Genomic DNA, 16,381 nt, shown 5'->3' on the forward strand with positions numbered 1-16,381 from the left:
CGGATGCTGCCTGAGTTCCTGTCGCATGACAGAACTGTACGTCCGGATACTCTCCTGCTGCTTCCAGGATATAAGTTTCATGTCCAAAGCTGTTTGCAAAAATAATCTGGCATCCCTGGTCTGCAAGGTCTGCTGCTGCATCGTAGCATCCTTCATCTTCACCGATCAGAGTTTTCTCAATAACCTGAGAATCATCAAGACCAAGATTTTCTACCATCTCATCAATTCCAGCCATGTGAGCTGCTGTATAACCTTCGTTCTCATCACCGATATAAATCGCACCAATCTTGAGATCTTCTTTTGCGATTCCTGCACCACTTTCGCTGTCATCACTCGCAAATACCGGTGCACTCATAGAAACTGCCATTACTGCTGCAAGTCCAATTGCCAATGCTTTTTTCATTCTTCTTCCTCCATTCTCTCTACTGTTTTCTGACTTCTTGTTACAGACTGCTATCCGTCTCACAGTCAGCAATCCTTACGGAACAAAAGAGGCACAACTTTCTATGTCATGCCTCTTTGCAACTACCTTTACTATACCTTTCTATTTTTAAATTGTCAATAAATTTAGAAAAAACGCATTATTTTTTTGACAGTCTTATTTTTTTTGTATGTTCATAACCTATTTTTCAAAACTTTTCCTATAGCAATTTCAGAAAATAATGCAAATAAGACAGTCCTTCAAAGCGCAAAGGACACGAAAGAAACGCAGTCTCAAAGTAAACACAATCTAACTTGATATTATTTTATAATGTATCTGATTTTATACTTGTAATTCCGACAAAGATATATTAAAATGAGTTCAGAACCCCAATAGGGGCACTAAAACGTTATTATAATAAGGAGGATTATAATTATGGCATATGTAATTTCAGACGAATGTGTAAGCTGTGGAACATGCGAAGGTGAATGTCCTGCAGAAGCTATCTCTCAGGGAGATGAGCATTATGTAATCGACGCTGATGCTTGCTTAGATTGTGGAACATGCGCTGATGCCTGTCCAACAGAAGCTATTCATCCGGCAGAATAATTTATGAATTTAAAAACAGCTTCATTTCTGTTCAATTAGAAATGAAGCTGTTTTTTATTTTTCAAGTATTTCAATATCTCTCCCAAAATAATTTTTAAAGGTGTCTTTTTCCCTTTTTTTTATTTCCTCTATTCTTTTTCTCCAGCGTAACTGCTGCTTCCTTTCTTGCAAGTTGACGATTGCGTATCGCCTCATCCAGATCCCGGCACTGGTCTTCTCCTTCTTTTTTCATATGTAATTCCTGCGTGATCAGGCGCTCCAGGATTTTCTGAAATTCCAGAAGTTTTTCTCTCTCAGGCTGCTCATCTTCCAGGAGTTTCACTTTACTGTCTGTGCTTCCGGGAGCTGTCCTTGAAATTCTGGGAAGCAGTTCTTTAATCGCACGTAAAGCAAGTCCTCTCTTCTTAAGTTCCTTTATATTAGCCAGAAGCGTAATATCATTTCCGGTGTAGTAACGATGTCCCTGCTCGTTTCTGCAGATCCTCAGTTCCAGTTCTTCCTCCCAGTACCGGAGAACTGATGCCCTCACGCCGAGGATTTCCGCTGCCTGTGTCACAGTATACCGTTGCTCCATGCTATCCCTCCTGTCTGCTGACTTGCCATTTAGATCATAAACCTGATTCGATTAAACAGCAAAGTCTCTCACACTTTATTATAAAAATCCTTATAGTGAATTGCAAGAAAATCCCATTGACAAATTCTTCTCCAAATTGTCTCTCAATACCAAAACAGGACGATTGCTCCCGGCATTCGCCTTCTGCATTCGTCCTGTATATTTCTTATTTCATAACTATTCAGAATTCTTTCCTTTACAATCCAAAACTTCTCGCAAAATAATGGAGTACTGAACAGTAACTTTATTTCTTCATATTTACAAACTGTGTATATCTCGGCAGCCATACCAGTTCAACGGTTCCGATCGGACCATTTCTCTGCTTTGCAATGATGATCTCCGCGATATCTTTCTTCTCTGTATCTTTATGATAATAGTCATCTCGGTAGATAAACATTACCACATCGGCATCCTGCTCAATGGCTCCTGACTCTCGAAGGTCAGAAAGCATCGGTCTGTGATCCGGACGCTGTTCTACCGCACGGCTAAGCTGCGATAATGCGATTACCGGCACACTCAGCTCTCTTGCAAGAGCTTTCAGCGAACGGGAAATATCTGAGATCTCCTGCTGACGGGAATCACTTTTACCGCTTCCGCTCATCAGCTGCAGGTAGTCAATCATAATGATCCCAAGATTATGTTCCAGCTTATATTTACGGCATTTGGATCGCATTTCTGCGATAGAGATACCTGGTGTATCGTCAATGATCAGATTCGATTTACCAATAATATCTGCACCTTCTACCAGCTTCGTCCAGTCCTCGTCTTTCAGATTACCGGTTCTCATATTCTGGGAATCGACATGTGATTCCATTGCAAGAAGTCGGTTGACAAGCTGTTCCTTTGACATTTCCAGACTGAATATCGCAACTGTGACATCTTTACGAAACGCCATATACTGGGCAATATTCAGAACGAAAGCCGTCTTTCCCATAGAAGGACGTGCTGCGATCAGAACCAGATCTGACGGGTGCATTCCGGAAGTTTTGTAATCCAGATCCACAAAACCTGTCGGGATACCTGTTACAGAACCTTTCAGTTTCGATGCCTTCTCAATGTTATTGATCGCATTGAGGACAACCTGCTGAATCGGCACATATTCCTCATTGTTACGTCTCTGAAGAATGTTAAACAGCTTTTTCTCCGCTTCCTCCAGAATCACTTCTGTATTCTCTTTTTCCAGATAACAGGTATTTGCAATCTCCTCATTTGCTTTGATCAGTCTTCGCAAAACCGCTTTCTCGCTGACAATGTTCGCATAATACTTCACGTTGGCAGATGTAGGGACTGCCGAAATCAGATCTCTTACATATTCCATGCTGCTGATATCCGGCGGCAGTTCCTTCTCTTTTAAACGATTTTGAAGGGTCACCAGATCTACCGGTTTCCCTTCATTACATAACTCTACCATCGCATCAAATATGATGCCATACTGTTTCTGATAAAAATCGTCACTGGTAAGTATCTCAGATGCAACAAGAATCGCATCTCTGTCCAGGATCATTGAGCCGATTACAGACTGCTCTGCCTCCATGCTGTGGGGGAGTATTCTTTTAATCAGCGCTTCTTCCATTCTTTATCCCTCCAGGGAAAGCCTACGCTTCTTTTACCCATACTTTAAGAGTTCCGGTTACCTTAGGATGTAATTTCACAGGTACCTGTGTCACACCAAGTACACGAATCGGCTCCGGCAGCTGCAGTTTCTTTTTATCAATGTCCAGATTTAACTGTTTCTTTGCAGCTTCTGAAATTTCTTTGGAAGAAACTGAGCCAAATGTTCTTCCGCCTTCTCCTGTTTTCAGGGTAAGGATGACTTCTTTTGTCTCAAGATCTTTGGCAAATGCCTGTGCTGCTTCATAAACTTCTTTGGCAACTTTCTCTTCATTTGCTTTCTGAAGCTTCAGATCATTTAAATTCTTAGGAGTTGCCTCCAGTCCCAGTTTCTTAGGAAGGATCATATTTCTTGCATATCCGTCACTAACGTTTACAATCTGTCCCTTTTTTCCAAGTGCTTTTACGTCTTCAAGTAAGATTACTTTCATTTTATGTTTTCCTCCTGATATTCCTGATCTATGATGTCTTTGAGCATTCTCTCTACTTCATCCGGAGAAGCCTTTACCTGGGCACCGGCAATATTCATATGACCACCTCCGCCCATCTTTTCCATCATTACCTGTACATTGATCTCGTCAATTGCACGGGCACTGATATAAATTTCATTATTGTACTGTGTCAGTACAAAAGATGCCTTAACTCCTGCAATATTCAGAAGTTCATTGGCAGCCTGCGCACCTACAACTGTAGGGCTGTCCAGATTCTCGCTCGGACATGTAGAAATAGCAAAACAGTTTCTGTAAATATGGGCTGTCCGCACTGCGTCTGCGCGAGCCTGATAAGATTTCAGATCATCTCTCAACAGCTTACGCACTCTCGTCACATCTGCCCCGCTTCTTCTTAAGAATGCAGCTGCTTCAAAAGTACGGACTCCTGCGCGCGTTGTAAAGTTATTTGTATCAATCACAATTCCCGCATAGAGACAATCGGCCTCAATACTGCGGATGCGCAGATCGTCTGAAAAATACTGCAGGATCTCTGCTACCATCTCGCATGCTGATGATGCATAAGGCTCAACATAAGAAAGCACCGCATTCTCGATTACCTCACTGCCACGTCTGTGATGATCCAGTACAACTACCGTCTTTGTCATATACAGCAGTTCTTCGCATTCGGTATAGCTTGGTCTGTTCGTATCAACTACAACTACTACCGTATTATTATCTATAAGGTCTTTTGCCTGCGCGCTGTCCACAAACATAGATGGCTCATACTCTGAGTTATTCGTGTATTCCGCAATCAGAGGGCGGATGGATTTCGTCGGATCATTTACTACGATATGAACAGGTTTTCCAAGTGTCTTACCTGCACGGTAAATACCGATTCCGGCACCCAGGGCATCCACGTCTGTAATCTTATGCCCCATAACCACAACGCGATCCTTGGTACTCATAAACTCTTTCAGCGCCTGTGCTTTTACACGTGCCTTTACGCGGGTAGCCTTCTCCATCTGCTGGGTTTTACCGCCATAGTAAGTAATATTGTTTCCGTTCTTGATAACAACCTGATCGCCACCGCGTCCAAGCGCCATCTCTATGGCAATTCGGGAATACTCATAGTTCTGAATATAAGTGGCGGCATTAAGTCCGACACCGATACTCAACGTGATTGCCATCTCATTTCCGATATTAACAGTCTTAACTTCATCCAGAATATGGAATCTCTGCTCTTTCAGAGTATCCAGAGAACTCTGGCGCATGATAAGGAAGTATTTATCCTTCTCAAGCTTCTTTACAAGGCCGTCAAAATTGGAAAAGTATTTCGTAATCTTTCGATCGATCAATGCAATCAACAGAGAACGTCTCACGTCTTCCACACTCTCCAGTGCTTCTTCGTAGTTATCCAGATAAGCCAATGCCACAACCAGCTTATTATCTTCATTCTTCTTGATATACTCTTTCAGTTCTGTATCGTCATACATATACATAGCGATAAGACTGACATTTTTGTCTGTATTCTCCAGCGTCTCACTGCCAGCCACGATCTCACCAAGTTCTACCCTCTGCATGGAAACACGGTAAATCTTTTCTCCAAACTGGGTACTGATCTCGCTGATTTCCTTCTTGTCTGCAACCGGAAGCTTATCAGCTGTCACATCTGGAAAAATTGTGCTGATATTTTTCTTATAAAACTGATCCTTTCCGGTAAGTTCTGCAAATACCTTATTTGACCAGATCATTCTGCCATTCATATCCATGATGGCATAGGGCAAAGCCAGTTCCTCCAGAATTCTCTTCTCAAGTGAATCGTACTGATTTGCAAAAGCAATCAGTTCATTTACGATAAAAGGTCTGTGACATCGAAGTACCACGACCGCAATCCCTACATAAATAAGAACTCCGGCCGATACAACAAGTCCGGCCTTCACGCTGACGCAATATACCAGAATATTAAGTACGATCAATAAAGCTGAGAGAATCAAAGGCCACCTCATAAAAGCTTTCATGTGCCCTTTTAATTTCAGTTTATCATTCATATTTTTCTTTCCGTTTTTCATTCTATTAATTTACCTCTGTACAGCAAATCGCGTGAGTGCAACGTTGCTGTTCACTTCATGCCCGGAAACAGTGTCACTACTCTTTCACGCTGTACAGGAACGTGTTGAAAAACGCCCTTTTGTAGGTATTATAACAGATTTCAACAGGATTTACCATACTAACTGCAAAAACGTTACAGCCCGCTTCATTTCCGGTAATTTTCCTGTTCCACCTCAAGGCGGTCCTGCCGGGCTTTTATATCACGGGAAAATTGCAGAATGATTTTCTGTGATACAAAAAACCGCTGCCTCCACAATTTTTACTGTGGAAAACAGCGGTTTTATTATTCATCTTCAGAATTAGTCCTGGATGTATGGCATCATAGACATATGACGTGCTCTCTTGATAGCAACTGTCAGTGCTCTCTGATGTTTTGCACAGTTTCCTGTGATTCTTCTTGGGAGGATTTTTCCTCTTTCAGAAACATATTTTCTTAATTTTGCTACATCCTTGTAGTCGATTTCGTTATTCTCTTTACCACAGAATACACAAACTTTTTTTCTTCTGCGGCCGCCTCTTCTCTTCATTGGAGAGTCTGGTCTTTCGCCTCTATTGTAAGCCATGATTGCTTTCCTCCTATTTTATTCTATCAGTTTGTAATAAGCTCTAATTAAACGGCAGTTCTTCATCAATTCCATCCGGAATATTCATAAAGCCGTCTGCACTGGCTGCTCCCGGAGCCGGCATGGATGGTGCAGGTGCTGATGTCTGAGGATGGGAAGCCGCATAATTGTCGCTGGCTGACTTGCTCTCAGCAAACTCCTGTTCCTCAACTACAACCTCTGTTGTGTAGACCTTCTGGCCATCACGATTGGTGTAGCTGCCTGTCTGGATACGTCCTGAAACAACGATCTTAAGTCCCTGACGATAATACTTCTCAGCAAACTCAGCTGTACGTCCAAAGGATACACAGTTGATGAAATCTGCTGTCGCCTCACCGTCACGACGGAATCTTCTGTCTACTGCCAATGTATATCTGGCAATTGCCAATGCGTTCTCTCCCGCGGAATATCTCACCTCAGGATCTCTTGTTAAGCGTCCCATTAAAATTACTTTGTTCATGTAAATACCTCTTCGTTTCTGCTGTGAATGGTTGAACGGATCAATTAATGGTGCCTTCTAAATCCACTCTGTATAAGATTATGCGTCTTTTCTTACGACTAAGTATCTTAATACATTGTCCATGATACGAACGTGTCTTTCAACTTCCGCTGGGCACTGTGCGTCTGCTTCAAACTGAATGAAATAGTAGAAGCCTTCATGCATTTTCTGAATTTCGTAAGCTAATTTCTTCTTACCCCATTCTTCTACTTCTGTGATAGTGCCGTTGTAGCGTGTGATGTATCCTTTTGCTTTCTCAACAACTGCATCACGTACTTCGTCTTCAACTTTTGCACTAACAACTAATGCTAACTCGTACTTGTTCATGTCTTGCTTTACCTCCTTATGGTCTGTTGGCCCTTTGCCTGTCAAAGAGCAAGGATATAAAATATATCACGAGTGTTGATTCTAACATATTTTTTTGTGTCTGTAAAGTGTTATTTTTCTTTTTTTATCAAATTTTTCGTATTTTTTTCTACCATTTTGCGCGGAACCATGATCTGATGTCCGCATCCGGTACATTTCAGTCGAAAATCTGCGCCTACTCTTAAGATTTCCCAGTCTCTGCTGCCGCAGGGATGGACTTTTTTCAGTGTAACTGTATCACCAACTTCGTATAGAAGTCCCATAATCTCGCTCCTTGTTTTTCTTTATCTTACATTTTTCTATAAATCATTTTCTAATAATGCTTATGCCACACTACATATGACCGACATTCATAATCTGCCTGAGCAGCATAAAAATTCTTCAGATATATCATCTGTTAGTCAATCGGATATTCGCAATCCGCTTTCGCTACGTGGCTCTACACCAAATAACTGCTTCGCAGTTTATCAGAAGGGGCTTGTACCCCTTCTGATACAAGCAAGTCCCCACCCACTGCTTATTGCTCTTCGCAATTGAAGCAGGGGACTTACTTGATTTGGTTAATATGTCAGCAGTGAATCTGCGAAAATACCTGTCCGATTGGCTCCTGGATCAGCAGATCTGCATAACTGTCCCTTGGTGTCGGAGACTTATTGATTACCACCAGATGTTCTCCCCGGAAATAATCGATCAGTCCTGCTGCCGGGTAAACTGCCAGCGAAGTTCCTCCGATGATCAGCACCTGCGCTTCTGAGATTGCCTTCACTGCCTCATTGATTGTCTGATTATCCAGACCTTCTTCATACAATACCACATCCGGCTTGATAATTCCACCACATTCACATCTCGGAACACCTGTGGAAGCTTTCATATGTGCAAAACCATAAAATCTGTGGCACTTCATACAATAATTACGGTGTACACTTCCATGAAGTTCCAGGACTTTCTTACTGCCGGCCATCTGATGCAGGTTGTCAATATTCTGGGTAATGACAGCTTTGAGCTTGCCTGCCTGTTCCAGTTCTGCCAGTTTCAGATGTGCCGCATTAGGTTTTGCTGTGTCGCAGAGCATCTTGTCTCTGTAGAATTTAAAAAATTCTTCCGGTTTTCTCATAAAGAACGTATGACTTAAGATCGTTTCCGGCGGATAGTCATATTTCTGGTGATAAAGACCGTCCTGGCTTCTGAAATCCGGAATTCCACTCTCTGTAGAAACACCGGCACCGCCAAAGAAAACAATATTGTCATATTTTTCCACAAGTTCCTGTAGTTTCTCAACCTCTCCTGCCATTTTTATTCCTCCCTGCTGAAATATTTCCTTCTTCATATTTCTACCATGTTATACACTCTGATTCCATATAAAATTTTTTTCAAATATTTTTTCAAATATTATTCCACATCAAGTGTATCTACGCGTTTACCCTGGACTACATAGCGGGTTGCCTCATTTCCTGTACATGTAGATAACGTAATGATCTTGTCTTTCATATTCAGTCCTTCGGCATCTGTCTTAATTTCCGAATATCCTTTAATCTTCTCCAGATATTTTTCAAATTCTTCGCCAGGTCCCTTAAACAGTGTATAGGTATCACTGTTCACCCCTGTTGTGTAAGCTGAGATAATCTCATATCTGTAATTCTTTTCAGGTGTAAAGATCCAGAAATATTTACTCTTCTTATAGGTTTCTTCATTCTGGGAAAATTTCTTCAGCTGCGCAAACATAGAGCCGTTTTTCATATTATGACCATATACGATCGTATTGCAGTCACTGAAATCCCCTTTATTCTCATAGTCTACAAAAATAGTTCCTGCAAAGTTATAGTTCTTCTCATAGGTTCTGTGAAGGTAAGTTTCGTTGTCCTTGCCATGCACGATCGGATAATTGATATCCGGCACTGCCTCCACATAAATCCATCCGACAACATCATCATTTACACTCTTAAGTGAGGCAAAATCGATATTCATCGGAGCTTTCAGTTCTCCTGCTGACGGTCCTGCTTCTTCACCGTCCGGATCACGTTCAGTCACTGCCATCTGAGCAATCTCATTATACTCATCTGTTCCTTTTTTATATTCCGTATAGATATGAAACAGATTATATCCCGCATAACAGAATACGCAGATTGCCGCGATCAGAACAACCGTCAGTACAATGTCTCCTGCTGTTTTCTTTTTTTTAGGCTGTTTTTCTGACATGCTTCCTCCATTTCCGCTACAATTCTCAGCTGTAGCTTTGCCTTTATTTTGCCACTGGCACACTGCCCTCTGGTATCATTATATCCGCAAATGGGATTTTCTCTGTAGTTTCCAGTATTCCGGCACATAAATCAGGATATCTGCCTGTATCGCCCCATACTCTCATATCGCCTGTATTGCCTCTGCGCAGGCTTTCTGTAAATTTTTTTCTTCTTTATTATATAGAAGCATTTCACTATACTGAAAATACGACGGGCATCCATTCTCTGCAATAAACGTCGTCATCGTATTATCCGCAGTAATTCCTGTCACTAAAAGCAGCATTTCCTGACTGTCACCAAAACTTTCTTTGATAAAAGAAAAAGCACTCTGCAATTCTCTGTGCATTTTCTGCACCAGATTTTCCCTCCGTGCAGCCTCTTCCTCAAAGTATTTGCAGATTCGCTTAAACCCATTTTCAGCTGACCTTAAATGTTCTTTCTTTGCTGCCAGAATATATTCTCTTAATCTGCGGATCGCTGTCTCCTGAAATTTCTGCTCTCTGAGCGAAAGCAGCTCCATTTTTATCTTAACCTGCAGGCTGTTATCCTGTTCCTGCGCAAACTCCTCCAACGCCGAAATCCCCGATGGCAGCTGATCCCGCTCTTTCTCATCCTGGGAAATTTTTTTCACATGATTTCTCAGATGCAATAACAGTTCATGCAATACCTCAATCTGATGAGTCACATTCTCATACCTCTCCGCCGTCTCTCTCAATGTTCCCTGTATCAGATTTACAACCGCAAACCGTTCTTCAAAAGTCCCGCCTGCCGCCATCTGTTGCTTCTGCTTTAATTTCTCACTGCTAAGTTCTCCATTCAAAATCGCAGGTATCTGATAATCCTCTCCATATTTTGTATACAACTGGTAAAATCCTGCAAAATCTCTGGCCGTTTCCTCTTTTTGCAGAAATTCTCCCACCAGCTCCGCATTAATCTCAATTCCCAGTTTCTCATAACTCTGGATCAGTCTGGAAAGATCTTCCCATCCTCTGGCCGTCACAAAGAACTTGCCATCGACCGTATTCTCAACACTATAAAATCGTTCCTTTTTCATGGAAAGATAGGAAAGAATTGCCTGATGTACATTCTGTCCTCCGGCATATCGCAGCCATACCTCACAGTCCGGCTCTATTACCAGCTTACGGACACGATCCAGGGTAACAATATCAAACTCTCTTACCGATTTATTATACTCCGGAGGATTACCTGCTGCCACCAGAACCCATCCTTTCGGAATCTTATGACTTCCAAAAGTCTTATTCTGAAGAAGTGCCAGCATCGCCGGTGCCAGAGTTTCCGATACGCAGTTGATCTCATCAATAAAAAGGATTCCCTCTTTTTTTCCTGTTTTCTCCATACAGTCATAGACAGAAGCTACGATCTCACTCATCGTATAATCTGTAACCATCATTCCCTTACCGCCATAGTTACGTTTCACGATCTCCGGCAGACCAATGGCACTCTGACGGGTATGATGCGTGATCGTATAGGACACAAGCCCAACCCCGCACTCAGAAGCCGCCTGTTCCATAATGGCAGTCTTACCGATTCCCGGAGGACCGATCAGCAGAATTGGTCTCTGACGTACCAGCGGATAAATATAATATCCATTCTCATCCTTCGCTAAATACGCGCGAAGTGTATTACAGATTTCTTTTTTTGCTTCCTGTATATTCATTTCTGTATATGCTCCCGTCAGTTTCTTCGTCTCTCTTTCACTTTGTGATCAGGCATTTCGCCCACGCAGGTACCAGTTTCATCTTATCGGTACGCTGCAAAAACACAAACGCAGTCTCATAGTCCGGCTTCTGCCTTGGATAAATCCCATCACCATCTGTAAAATAAATCAGTGCCCGGAGATTTTTCAGTTCTTTTTTCTCTTTCTCCTGCCTGATCAGTTCAAATACCGGACGGAAATCTGTCCCACCCCGCCCCTGAATCGTCACTTTGCGACTGTATTCTTTCCATTCTTCCTCAGAATGAATCACATCTACCTTCTGAATGAAACAGTCGCATTGAACGATATAAACTTTCATTCTGCTGAAAAAATTCTCTTTTTCATTCAGAATCGCATACGTCTCTCCCAGAAATCTCCGGACAGTTTCTTTCGAACATGACCCCGAAGTATCAATGGCGATCACCAATTCCTCCAGGCGGTTTACTTCCTTATATTCCAATGGTTCTATCAAAGGAAGATTTCCGTAATGTTTCATTCCATAAGAATAAAAAATATAATCAAAGCTCTCTGTGTCCAGTTCGACTTCCTCTCGAAGTCTGCAAAACTGTTTCAAAAATTTCCGATAATCATATCTGCTTCTGTATATCTCATCCAGTTCTTCCTGACGGTTCATGGTCTGACTTCCGGCTCTGCTCTGGGTTCCGGTTTTATTCTGAGAAGTGTAGGCAAGGATTCTCTCCCATTTTTCCTTTGTTCTCCTGCCGCCGGAGGCCTGACCGGAATTCTTCAGCCAGACAGAATGGTCGTCAAAACAATTTTCCAAATGCTCATACATCCCATAATCGTTTCCTGTCTGTTTCTTACTTTTGAGACTGGAAATTTCTCTCTCACTGACTGCTTTATCAATCAATCCTTCTACAAAAGCATCGCATTCTCTGTCCCATTCACTCACATCTTTATCCGGTTTCAGGAAGACATGAAGATACAGGCAGTGCAGCAACATATGTAAATACCCTCTTCTTACCAGAGCAGGATCTTCTACATATTTTTTCATAAGAAATTCCGGATTAAAATAGATTTTCTCTCCGTCTGTGGCAATCGTGGAAATATTGTTATCTGCCTCATATTCCAGACTTGCAAACGCTCCATCGAGGTATGGAAAATCCAGATACAGTTCGTTTCTGCAATTCTGGAGAATCTTCTTTCCAAGAAAATCCTGCTGGTTTTTGTCGCTCATGCCTATCTTTTCCTTTTTCTCTGATCATTTTAAGTTACTGTTCACTGGTAATATTCCGCGAGGTGTTTTTTGTGAGCGAAGGTCACCTACAGAACCTGCCACCGGCAGCTTCTTACGGATGCCTGGCAACAGAAAACCCGAGACATACCGCGCGAATTTATGCGATTAGCATAAATTCTGTGCATCGCGAAGCGTGTTGCTGTGAACGGAGTGAACAGTAACCATTTTAATGTTTGTCGCATCTTCTGAAAATATTACAGTGAAAAATCCCTCTTTTGATATCCATATTTCTTATCTTTCAGATGAAGCAGCCATACCAGAGCGCGGAGTTTCGTTTTCTCCTGAGCGTATCTGATAAAAATCATGAGTTCGTTTTCAGAAAACCAGCCGCATTTCTCCAGCTGTTCCATTCTCTCTGTGTCTTCTTTCTCTATCAGAAGCTCCATTGCAGAACGTATCCTGAGTTTCAGATATTTCTGTGCTTCCCGGAATTCTTCTGATTCTCCGGCGGGTATGTTCTGAAAATAAATTTCCAGTGCCTGCTCAAGCTTTTTGTCCTGCATGGTTTTGCTTCCCTTCTCTTTTCAATACAAATGTTTCCTCTTGTGTCACTATTCTCAATATAGCACAAAAAAACTTTTTTTTAAAGCTTAACCCGGTCAGTAATCTGCATCATTATGATTTTTCGTTACTGTTCACACACCACTATCCCGCGAGGTGTTTTGGCATAAATATGCCAAAATCCCGAGACATACAAGCCAAAATTCCATTGCCGCAGGCAATCTGGAATGAATTTTGGCTACGTTACTGAGAACGGAGTGAACAGTAACGATTTTTCATCTGCGGCGTTGTCATCAATCGCCGAGCCACCGCGCTTTTCTTATCCTGATATGAACTGTTCCTTTTATTCGTCTGTATTTTATGTTATAATCTCACCAGATTATCAATAAGGAGGTTATTACTCTTATGTCCAGAAAGAACCTTATCGTCGGTCAGTCCGGCGGTCCCACCACTGTTATCAACAGCAGCCTCTACGGAGTTGTATCCGAGGGAAGACGCCATCCGGAAACCATAGACCGCATCTATGGAATGATAAATGGAATCGAAGGATTTTTAAACAATACCATTCTTGATTTCTCAGAAGCACTTCCGGGAGAAAAACTAGATGGATTGAAATTTACTCCTGGAGCCTACCTTGGTTCCTGTCGTTATAAACTGCCTGAATCACTCGAAGACCCGGTTTATCCAAAATTGTTCGAAAAATTCAATGAAATGAATATCGGCTGGTTTTTCTATATTGGCGGAAATGATTCTATGGATACTGTAAGCAAGCTTTCACGCTATGCGGCGCAGATTGGCAGCGATATCCGCATTATCGGAGAGCCAAAGACTATCGATAACGATCTGGTTCATACTGATCACACTCCAGGTTACGGAAGTGCTTCCAGATATGTAGCTTCCACTGTCCGTGAAATCACTACTGATGCCAATGTTTATGAAAAAAAATCTGTAACCATCGTAGAAATCATGGGACGCCACGCCGGATGGCTCACTGCTGCATCAGCTCTTGCACGCAAATATGTAAATGACAATCCTCTTCTTATCTATCTTCCGGAAACTGCATTTGATCAGGAAGCTTTCCTTCATGCTGTAGAGAAATCCTTTGAGAAGAACTGCAATGTTGTTGTTTGTGTATCCGAAGGTATCCATGACGCATCCGGTACCTTTATCTGCGAATACGACAGTTCCGTAGGCACTGACACTTTTGGCCATAAAATGCTTGCAGGATGCGGTAAATATCTTGAAAATCTTGTTCGCAGCCGCCTTGGTGTCAAAGCACGTTCCGTAGAACTTAATGTCTGCCAGCGCTGCTCGGTTTCCATGATGTCTGCTATTGACCAAAAGGAGGCAATTTCTGCAGGTACTTTCGGTGTACAGGCAGCTTTAAACGGAGAAACAGGAAAAATGGTTTCGTTTATCCGTTTAAAAACCGCTGACGGCTCCTATTCAATGGAATGTAGCCTGGAGGATGTAAACGAAATCTGTAATGAGGAAAAAACTGTTCCTCAGGAATGGATCTGTAAAGATGGTTCCGATGTTACCGAAGACTTCATAAATTATGCTCGTCCACTGATCCAGGGTGCTGTAGATATCCCTTATGGAGAAGACGGACTTCCTGATTTTGTATATCGCAAATAGCATCTCGTATCAAATATTTATAGATTTATACAATAGAAAACAGTGCAGGATTATTTTCTGTCTATACAAAAAAGTGTGCTTCCACATTTCCCTTGTGAACGCACACTTTTTTCTCTTATTTTCTCTTATAAGTCAAGCGGATATTCGCAATCCGCTTCGCTACTTATTGCTTTGCGCAACCCCTGCAAGGGACTTAGTTGATTCGGTTAAATTTTCTAAAAATATATACCGTTTTTCATTCTTTATTCCTCAAATTCCTTATGATCTTCTTCCAGCTTATGCTCGATTTCAACTTTTTTTTTCTCTTCCTCTTTCTTCTCATCCCGTGTTTTTGGAAGAATCACATTCAGTAATACAGCAATGATAGTTGCAAGAACAACCGGGGATTTGCCAAAGATAGTTGTTACCCATGTCGGGAAGCTTGCCAAAGCTGCCGTTGCCTGGGATACACCCATTCCCAGTGCCGCTGCAAGTCCTACGATAGATGAGTTACGGTAATCCATCTCCGCAGAGGCAACCAGCTTCATACCAGTCATTGCGATAGAGGCAAATACCGACACCGTCGCGCCACCCAGTACACACTGAGGAATCGTTGTCAGAATTGCTGAAAACTTCGGTACAAGACCAGCCACTCCAAGGATTGCAGCTGCCAGACCAAGCACCCATCGGTTGATAACTTTTGTGGTAGTGACAATACCTACATTCTGGCTATATGTAGCAGTTGGAAGTCCGCCAAGAAGTGCACCTACGACATTGGAAATACCATATCCTACAATTCCTCTCTGCAGTTCTTCATCTTTAGGAGTTCTGTCCATGGCCCCGATTGTAGTTGCGGAATAGTCACCGATTGCCTGAATAGAGTTGATTGCAAACAAGATTCCCAGTGCCACACAGGAAGACGGCTCAAACTGTACTCCGAAATGCATCAGAGATGGAAGCTGACAGACACCTGCCTCTCCGATACTTGAGAAATCAACCATTCCAAACATAATAGAAACCAGATATCCCACAATAATACCGATCAGAATAGAAGCCAGTTTCCAGATTCCTTTTCCAAAATGATTCAAAGCTGTAACCACGATCAGTGTAAAGAACGCAATTGCCCAGTTCTGCCAGGAACCATAATTCGGATTACTGGTACCGCCGGCCATATAATTGATGGCTGTCGGATACAGAGAAAGACCAATGGTAAATACAACCGTTCCGGTAATCAGTGGCGGGAAAAATATACGAATCTTCTTAACCAGCAAGCCCATGATAACTGCAACAATACCACCAACGATCTCCGCTCCCATGATAGCCGCAATCCCATACGATTCTGCTATCGCCTGCATACTCGGCACATAGGCAAAGCTGACACCCATGATAATTGGCAGACCGGAACCAATCGCAAATTTCGCCTTCCCGCCGATTGGAAACAGCTGAAGCAAAGTTGATAATGCTGCAATAACCAGTGCTGACTGAATCAGAATCACCTGATCTTCCCTGGAGAGTCCACCCGGAACTGCTCCAGAAACAATGATCGCCGGCGTCACACATCCTACGATCATAGCTACAACATGCTGCATGGCAAGCGGTAAAGCCTCACTCATGCGGGGGATTCCGTCAGTTTCAAAAATACTGCCTCTCTTCATAATAGCCTCCCAAATTCTTTTTTATATCTTAACACTTTTAGGCCTAAAAAACAATTAGATTACCTAACTATTTTTGGCCAAAAACTATACAAGATTTGTCTCGAGAATTTGGTTATTATTTTTTATCTTGTAGAA

17 protein-coding genes and 1 pseudogene are annotated in these 16,381 nt (G+C 42.2%); 2 read left to right on the forward strand and 16 right to left on the reverse strand.

Features of this window, described 5'->3' with window-relative positions:
* Positions 1–355: pseudogene (locus tag AC058W_RS03145) on the reverse strand (BMP family ABC transporter substrate-binding protein); the annotation flags it as partial.
* Between the two features lie 501 nt (positions 356–856).
* Here AC058W_RS03145 and AC058W_RS03150 point away from each other — a divergent pair.
* Positions 857–1,030 (forward strand): DUF362 domain-containing protein, encoded by a 174-nt coding sequence (locus AC058W_RS03150; protein ID WP_118137571.1) that lies wholly within the window; start codon positions 857–859, stop codon positions 1,028–1,030.
* A gap of 94 nt (positions 1,031–1,124) precedes the next feature.
* Here the strand turns inward: AC058W_RS03150 and AC058W_RS03155 are convergent, their stop codons facing one another.
* The 14 genes from AC058W_RS03155 to AC058W_RS03220 all read right to left on the reverse strand — a co-directional run bounded on the left by AC058W_RS03155 (position 1,125) and on the right by AC058W_RS03220 (position 12,976).
* Positions 1,125–1,604 (reverse strand): MerR family transcriptional regulator, encoded by a 480-nt coding sequence (locus tag AC058W_RS03155; RefSeq protein ID WP_118247735.1) that lies wholly within the window; start codon positions 1,602–1,604, stop codon positions 1,125–1,127.
* A gap of 283 nt (positions 1,605–1,887) precedes the next feature.
* On the reverse strand, positions 1,888–3,216 hold the full coding sequence (gene dnaB, locus AC058W_RS03160) for a replicative DNA helicase (protein ID WP_117677088.1): 1,329 nt from the start codon (positions 3,214–3,216) through the stop codon (positions 1,888–1,890).
* 22 nt (positions 3,217–3,238) lie between these two features.
* Positions 3,239–3,685, reverse strand: a complete 447-nt coding sequence (gene rplI / locus AC058W_RS03165; RefSeq protein ID WP_117677089.1) for a 50S ribosomal protein L9 — start codon at positions 3,683–3,685, stop codon at positions 3,239–3,241.
* A complete protein-coding gene (locus AC058W_RS03170; protein WP_479389699.1) occupies positions 3,682–5,733 on the reverse strand; it encodes a DHH family phosphoesterase in 2,052 nt (683 codons plus the stop codon). Before AC058W_RS03170 ends, rplI begins: the two co-directional genes overlap by 4 nt.
* A gap of 360 nt (positions 5,734–6,093) precedes the next feature.
* The gene (gene rpsR / locus AC058W_RS03175; protein ID WP_008707906.1) at positions 6,094–6,357 is read right to left on the reverse strand and encodes a 30S ribosomal protein S18; all 264 of its coding nucleotides are present in this window, start codon (positions 6,355–6,357) and stop codon (positions 6,094–6,096) included.
* Positions 6,358–6,400: 43 nt separating this feature from the next.
* Entirely contained in the window at positions 6,401–6,856 is a 456-nt protein-coding gene (locus tag AC058W_RS03180; protein WP_117677090.1) for a single-stranded DNA-binding protein, read from the reverse strand.
* A 78-nt stretch (positions 6,857–6,934) separates the two neighbouring features.
* A complete protein-coding gene (gene rpsF / locus AC058W_RS03185; protein WP_020993443.1) occupies positions 6,935–7,222 on the reverse strand; it encodes a 30S ribosomal protein S6 in 288 nt (95 codons plus the stop codon).
* A gap of 110 nt (positions 7,223–7,332) precedes the next feature.
* Positions 7,333–7,524 (reverse strand): DUF951 domain-containing protein, encoded by a 192-nt coding sequence (locus AC058W_RS03190; protein WP_117677091.1) that lies wholly within the window; start codon positions 7,522–7,524, stop codon positions 7,333–7,335.
* A gap of 305 nt (positions 7,525–7,829) precedes the next feature.
* Positions 7,830–8,552: an NAD-dependent protein deacylase gene (locus tag AC058W_RS03195; protein WP_117677092.1), complete on the reverse strand. Its 723-nt coding sequence runs from the start codon at positions 8,550–8,552 to the stop codon at positions 7,830–7,832.
* 98 nt (positions 8,553–8,650) lie between these two features.
* Complete coding sequence (gene srtB, locus AC058W_RS03200; protein ID WP_117843987.1) at positions 8,651–9,457, reverse strand: class B sortase; 807 nt, start codon at positions 9,455–9,457, stop codon at positions 8,651–8,653.
* A gap of 43 nt (positions 9,458–9,500) precedes the next feature.
* Complete coding sequence (locus AC058W_RS03205; protein ID WP_278308808.1) at positions 9,501–9,623, reverse strand: hypothetical protein; 123 nt, start codon at positions 9,621–9,623, stop codon at positions 9,501–9,503.
* Positions 9,620–11,176: an AAA family ATPase gene (locus AC058W_RS03210; RefSeq protein ID WP_479389696.1), complete on the reverse strand. Its 1,557-nt coding sequence runs from the start codon at positions 11,174–11,176 to the stop codon at positions 9,620–9,622. The genes AC058W_RS03205 and AC058W_RS03210 overlap by 4 nt, the downstream gene beginning before the upstream one ends.
* A 37-nt stretch (positions 11,177–11,213) precedes the next feature.
* Positions 11,214–12,413 (reverse strand): vWA domain-containing protein, encoded by a 1,200-nt coding sequence (locus tag AC058W_RS03215; RefSeq protein ID WP_479389697.1) that lies wholly within the window; start codon positions 12,411–12,413, stop codon positions 11,214–11,216.
* A 254-nt stretch (positions 12,414–12,667) separates the two neighbouring features.
* A complete protein-coding gene (locus AC058W_RS03220) occupies positions 12,668–12,976 on the reverse strand; it encodes a hypothetical protein (protein WP_479389698.1) in 309 nt (102 codons plus the stop codon).
* Positions 12,977–13,379: 403 nt separating this feature from the next.
* Here AC058W_RS03220 and AC058W_RS03225 point away from each other — a divergent pair, with 403 nt between their 5' ends.
* Positions 13,380–14,612, forward strand: a complete 1,233-nt coding sequence (locus tag AC058W_RS03225) for a 6-phosphofructokinase (RefSeq protein WP_118247732.1) — start codon at positions 13,380–13,382, stop codon at positions 14,610–14,612.
* Between the two features lie 242 nt (positions 14,613–14,854).
* On the opposite strand, the gene AC058W_RS03230 is transcribed toward AC058W_RS03225, so the two are convergent.
* Positions 14,855–16,246, reverse strand: a complete 1,392-nt coding sequence (locus AC058W_RS03230) for a uracil-xanthine permease family protein (RefSeq protein ID WP_117843984.1) — start codon at positions 16,244–16,246, stop codon at positions 14,855–14,857.
* Positions 16,247–16,381 lie beyond the last annotated feature (135 nt).

This window comes from Blautia sp. CGZ-1-C1 (assembly GCF_056504575.1).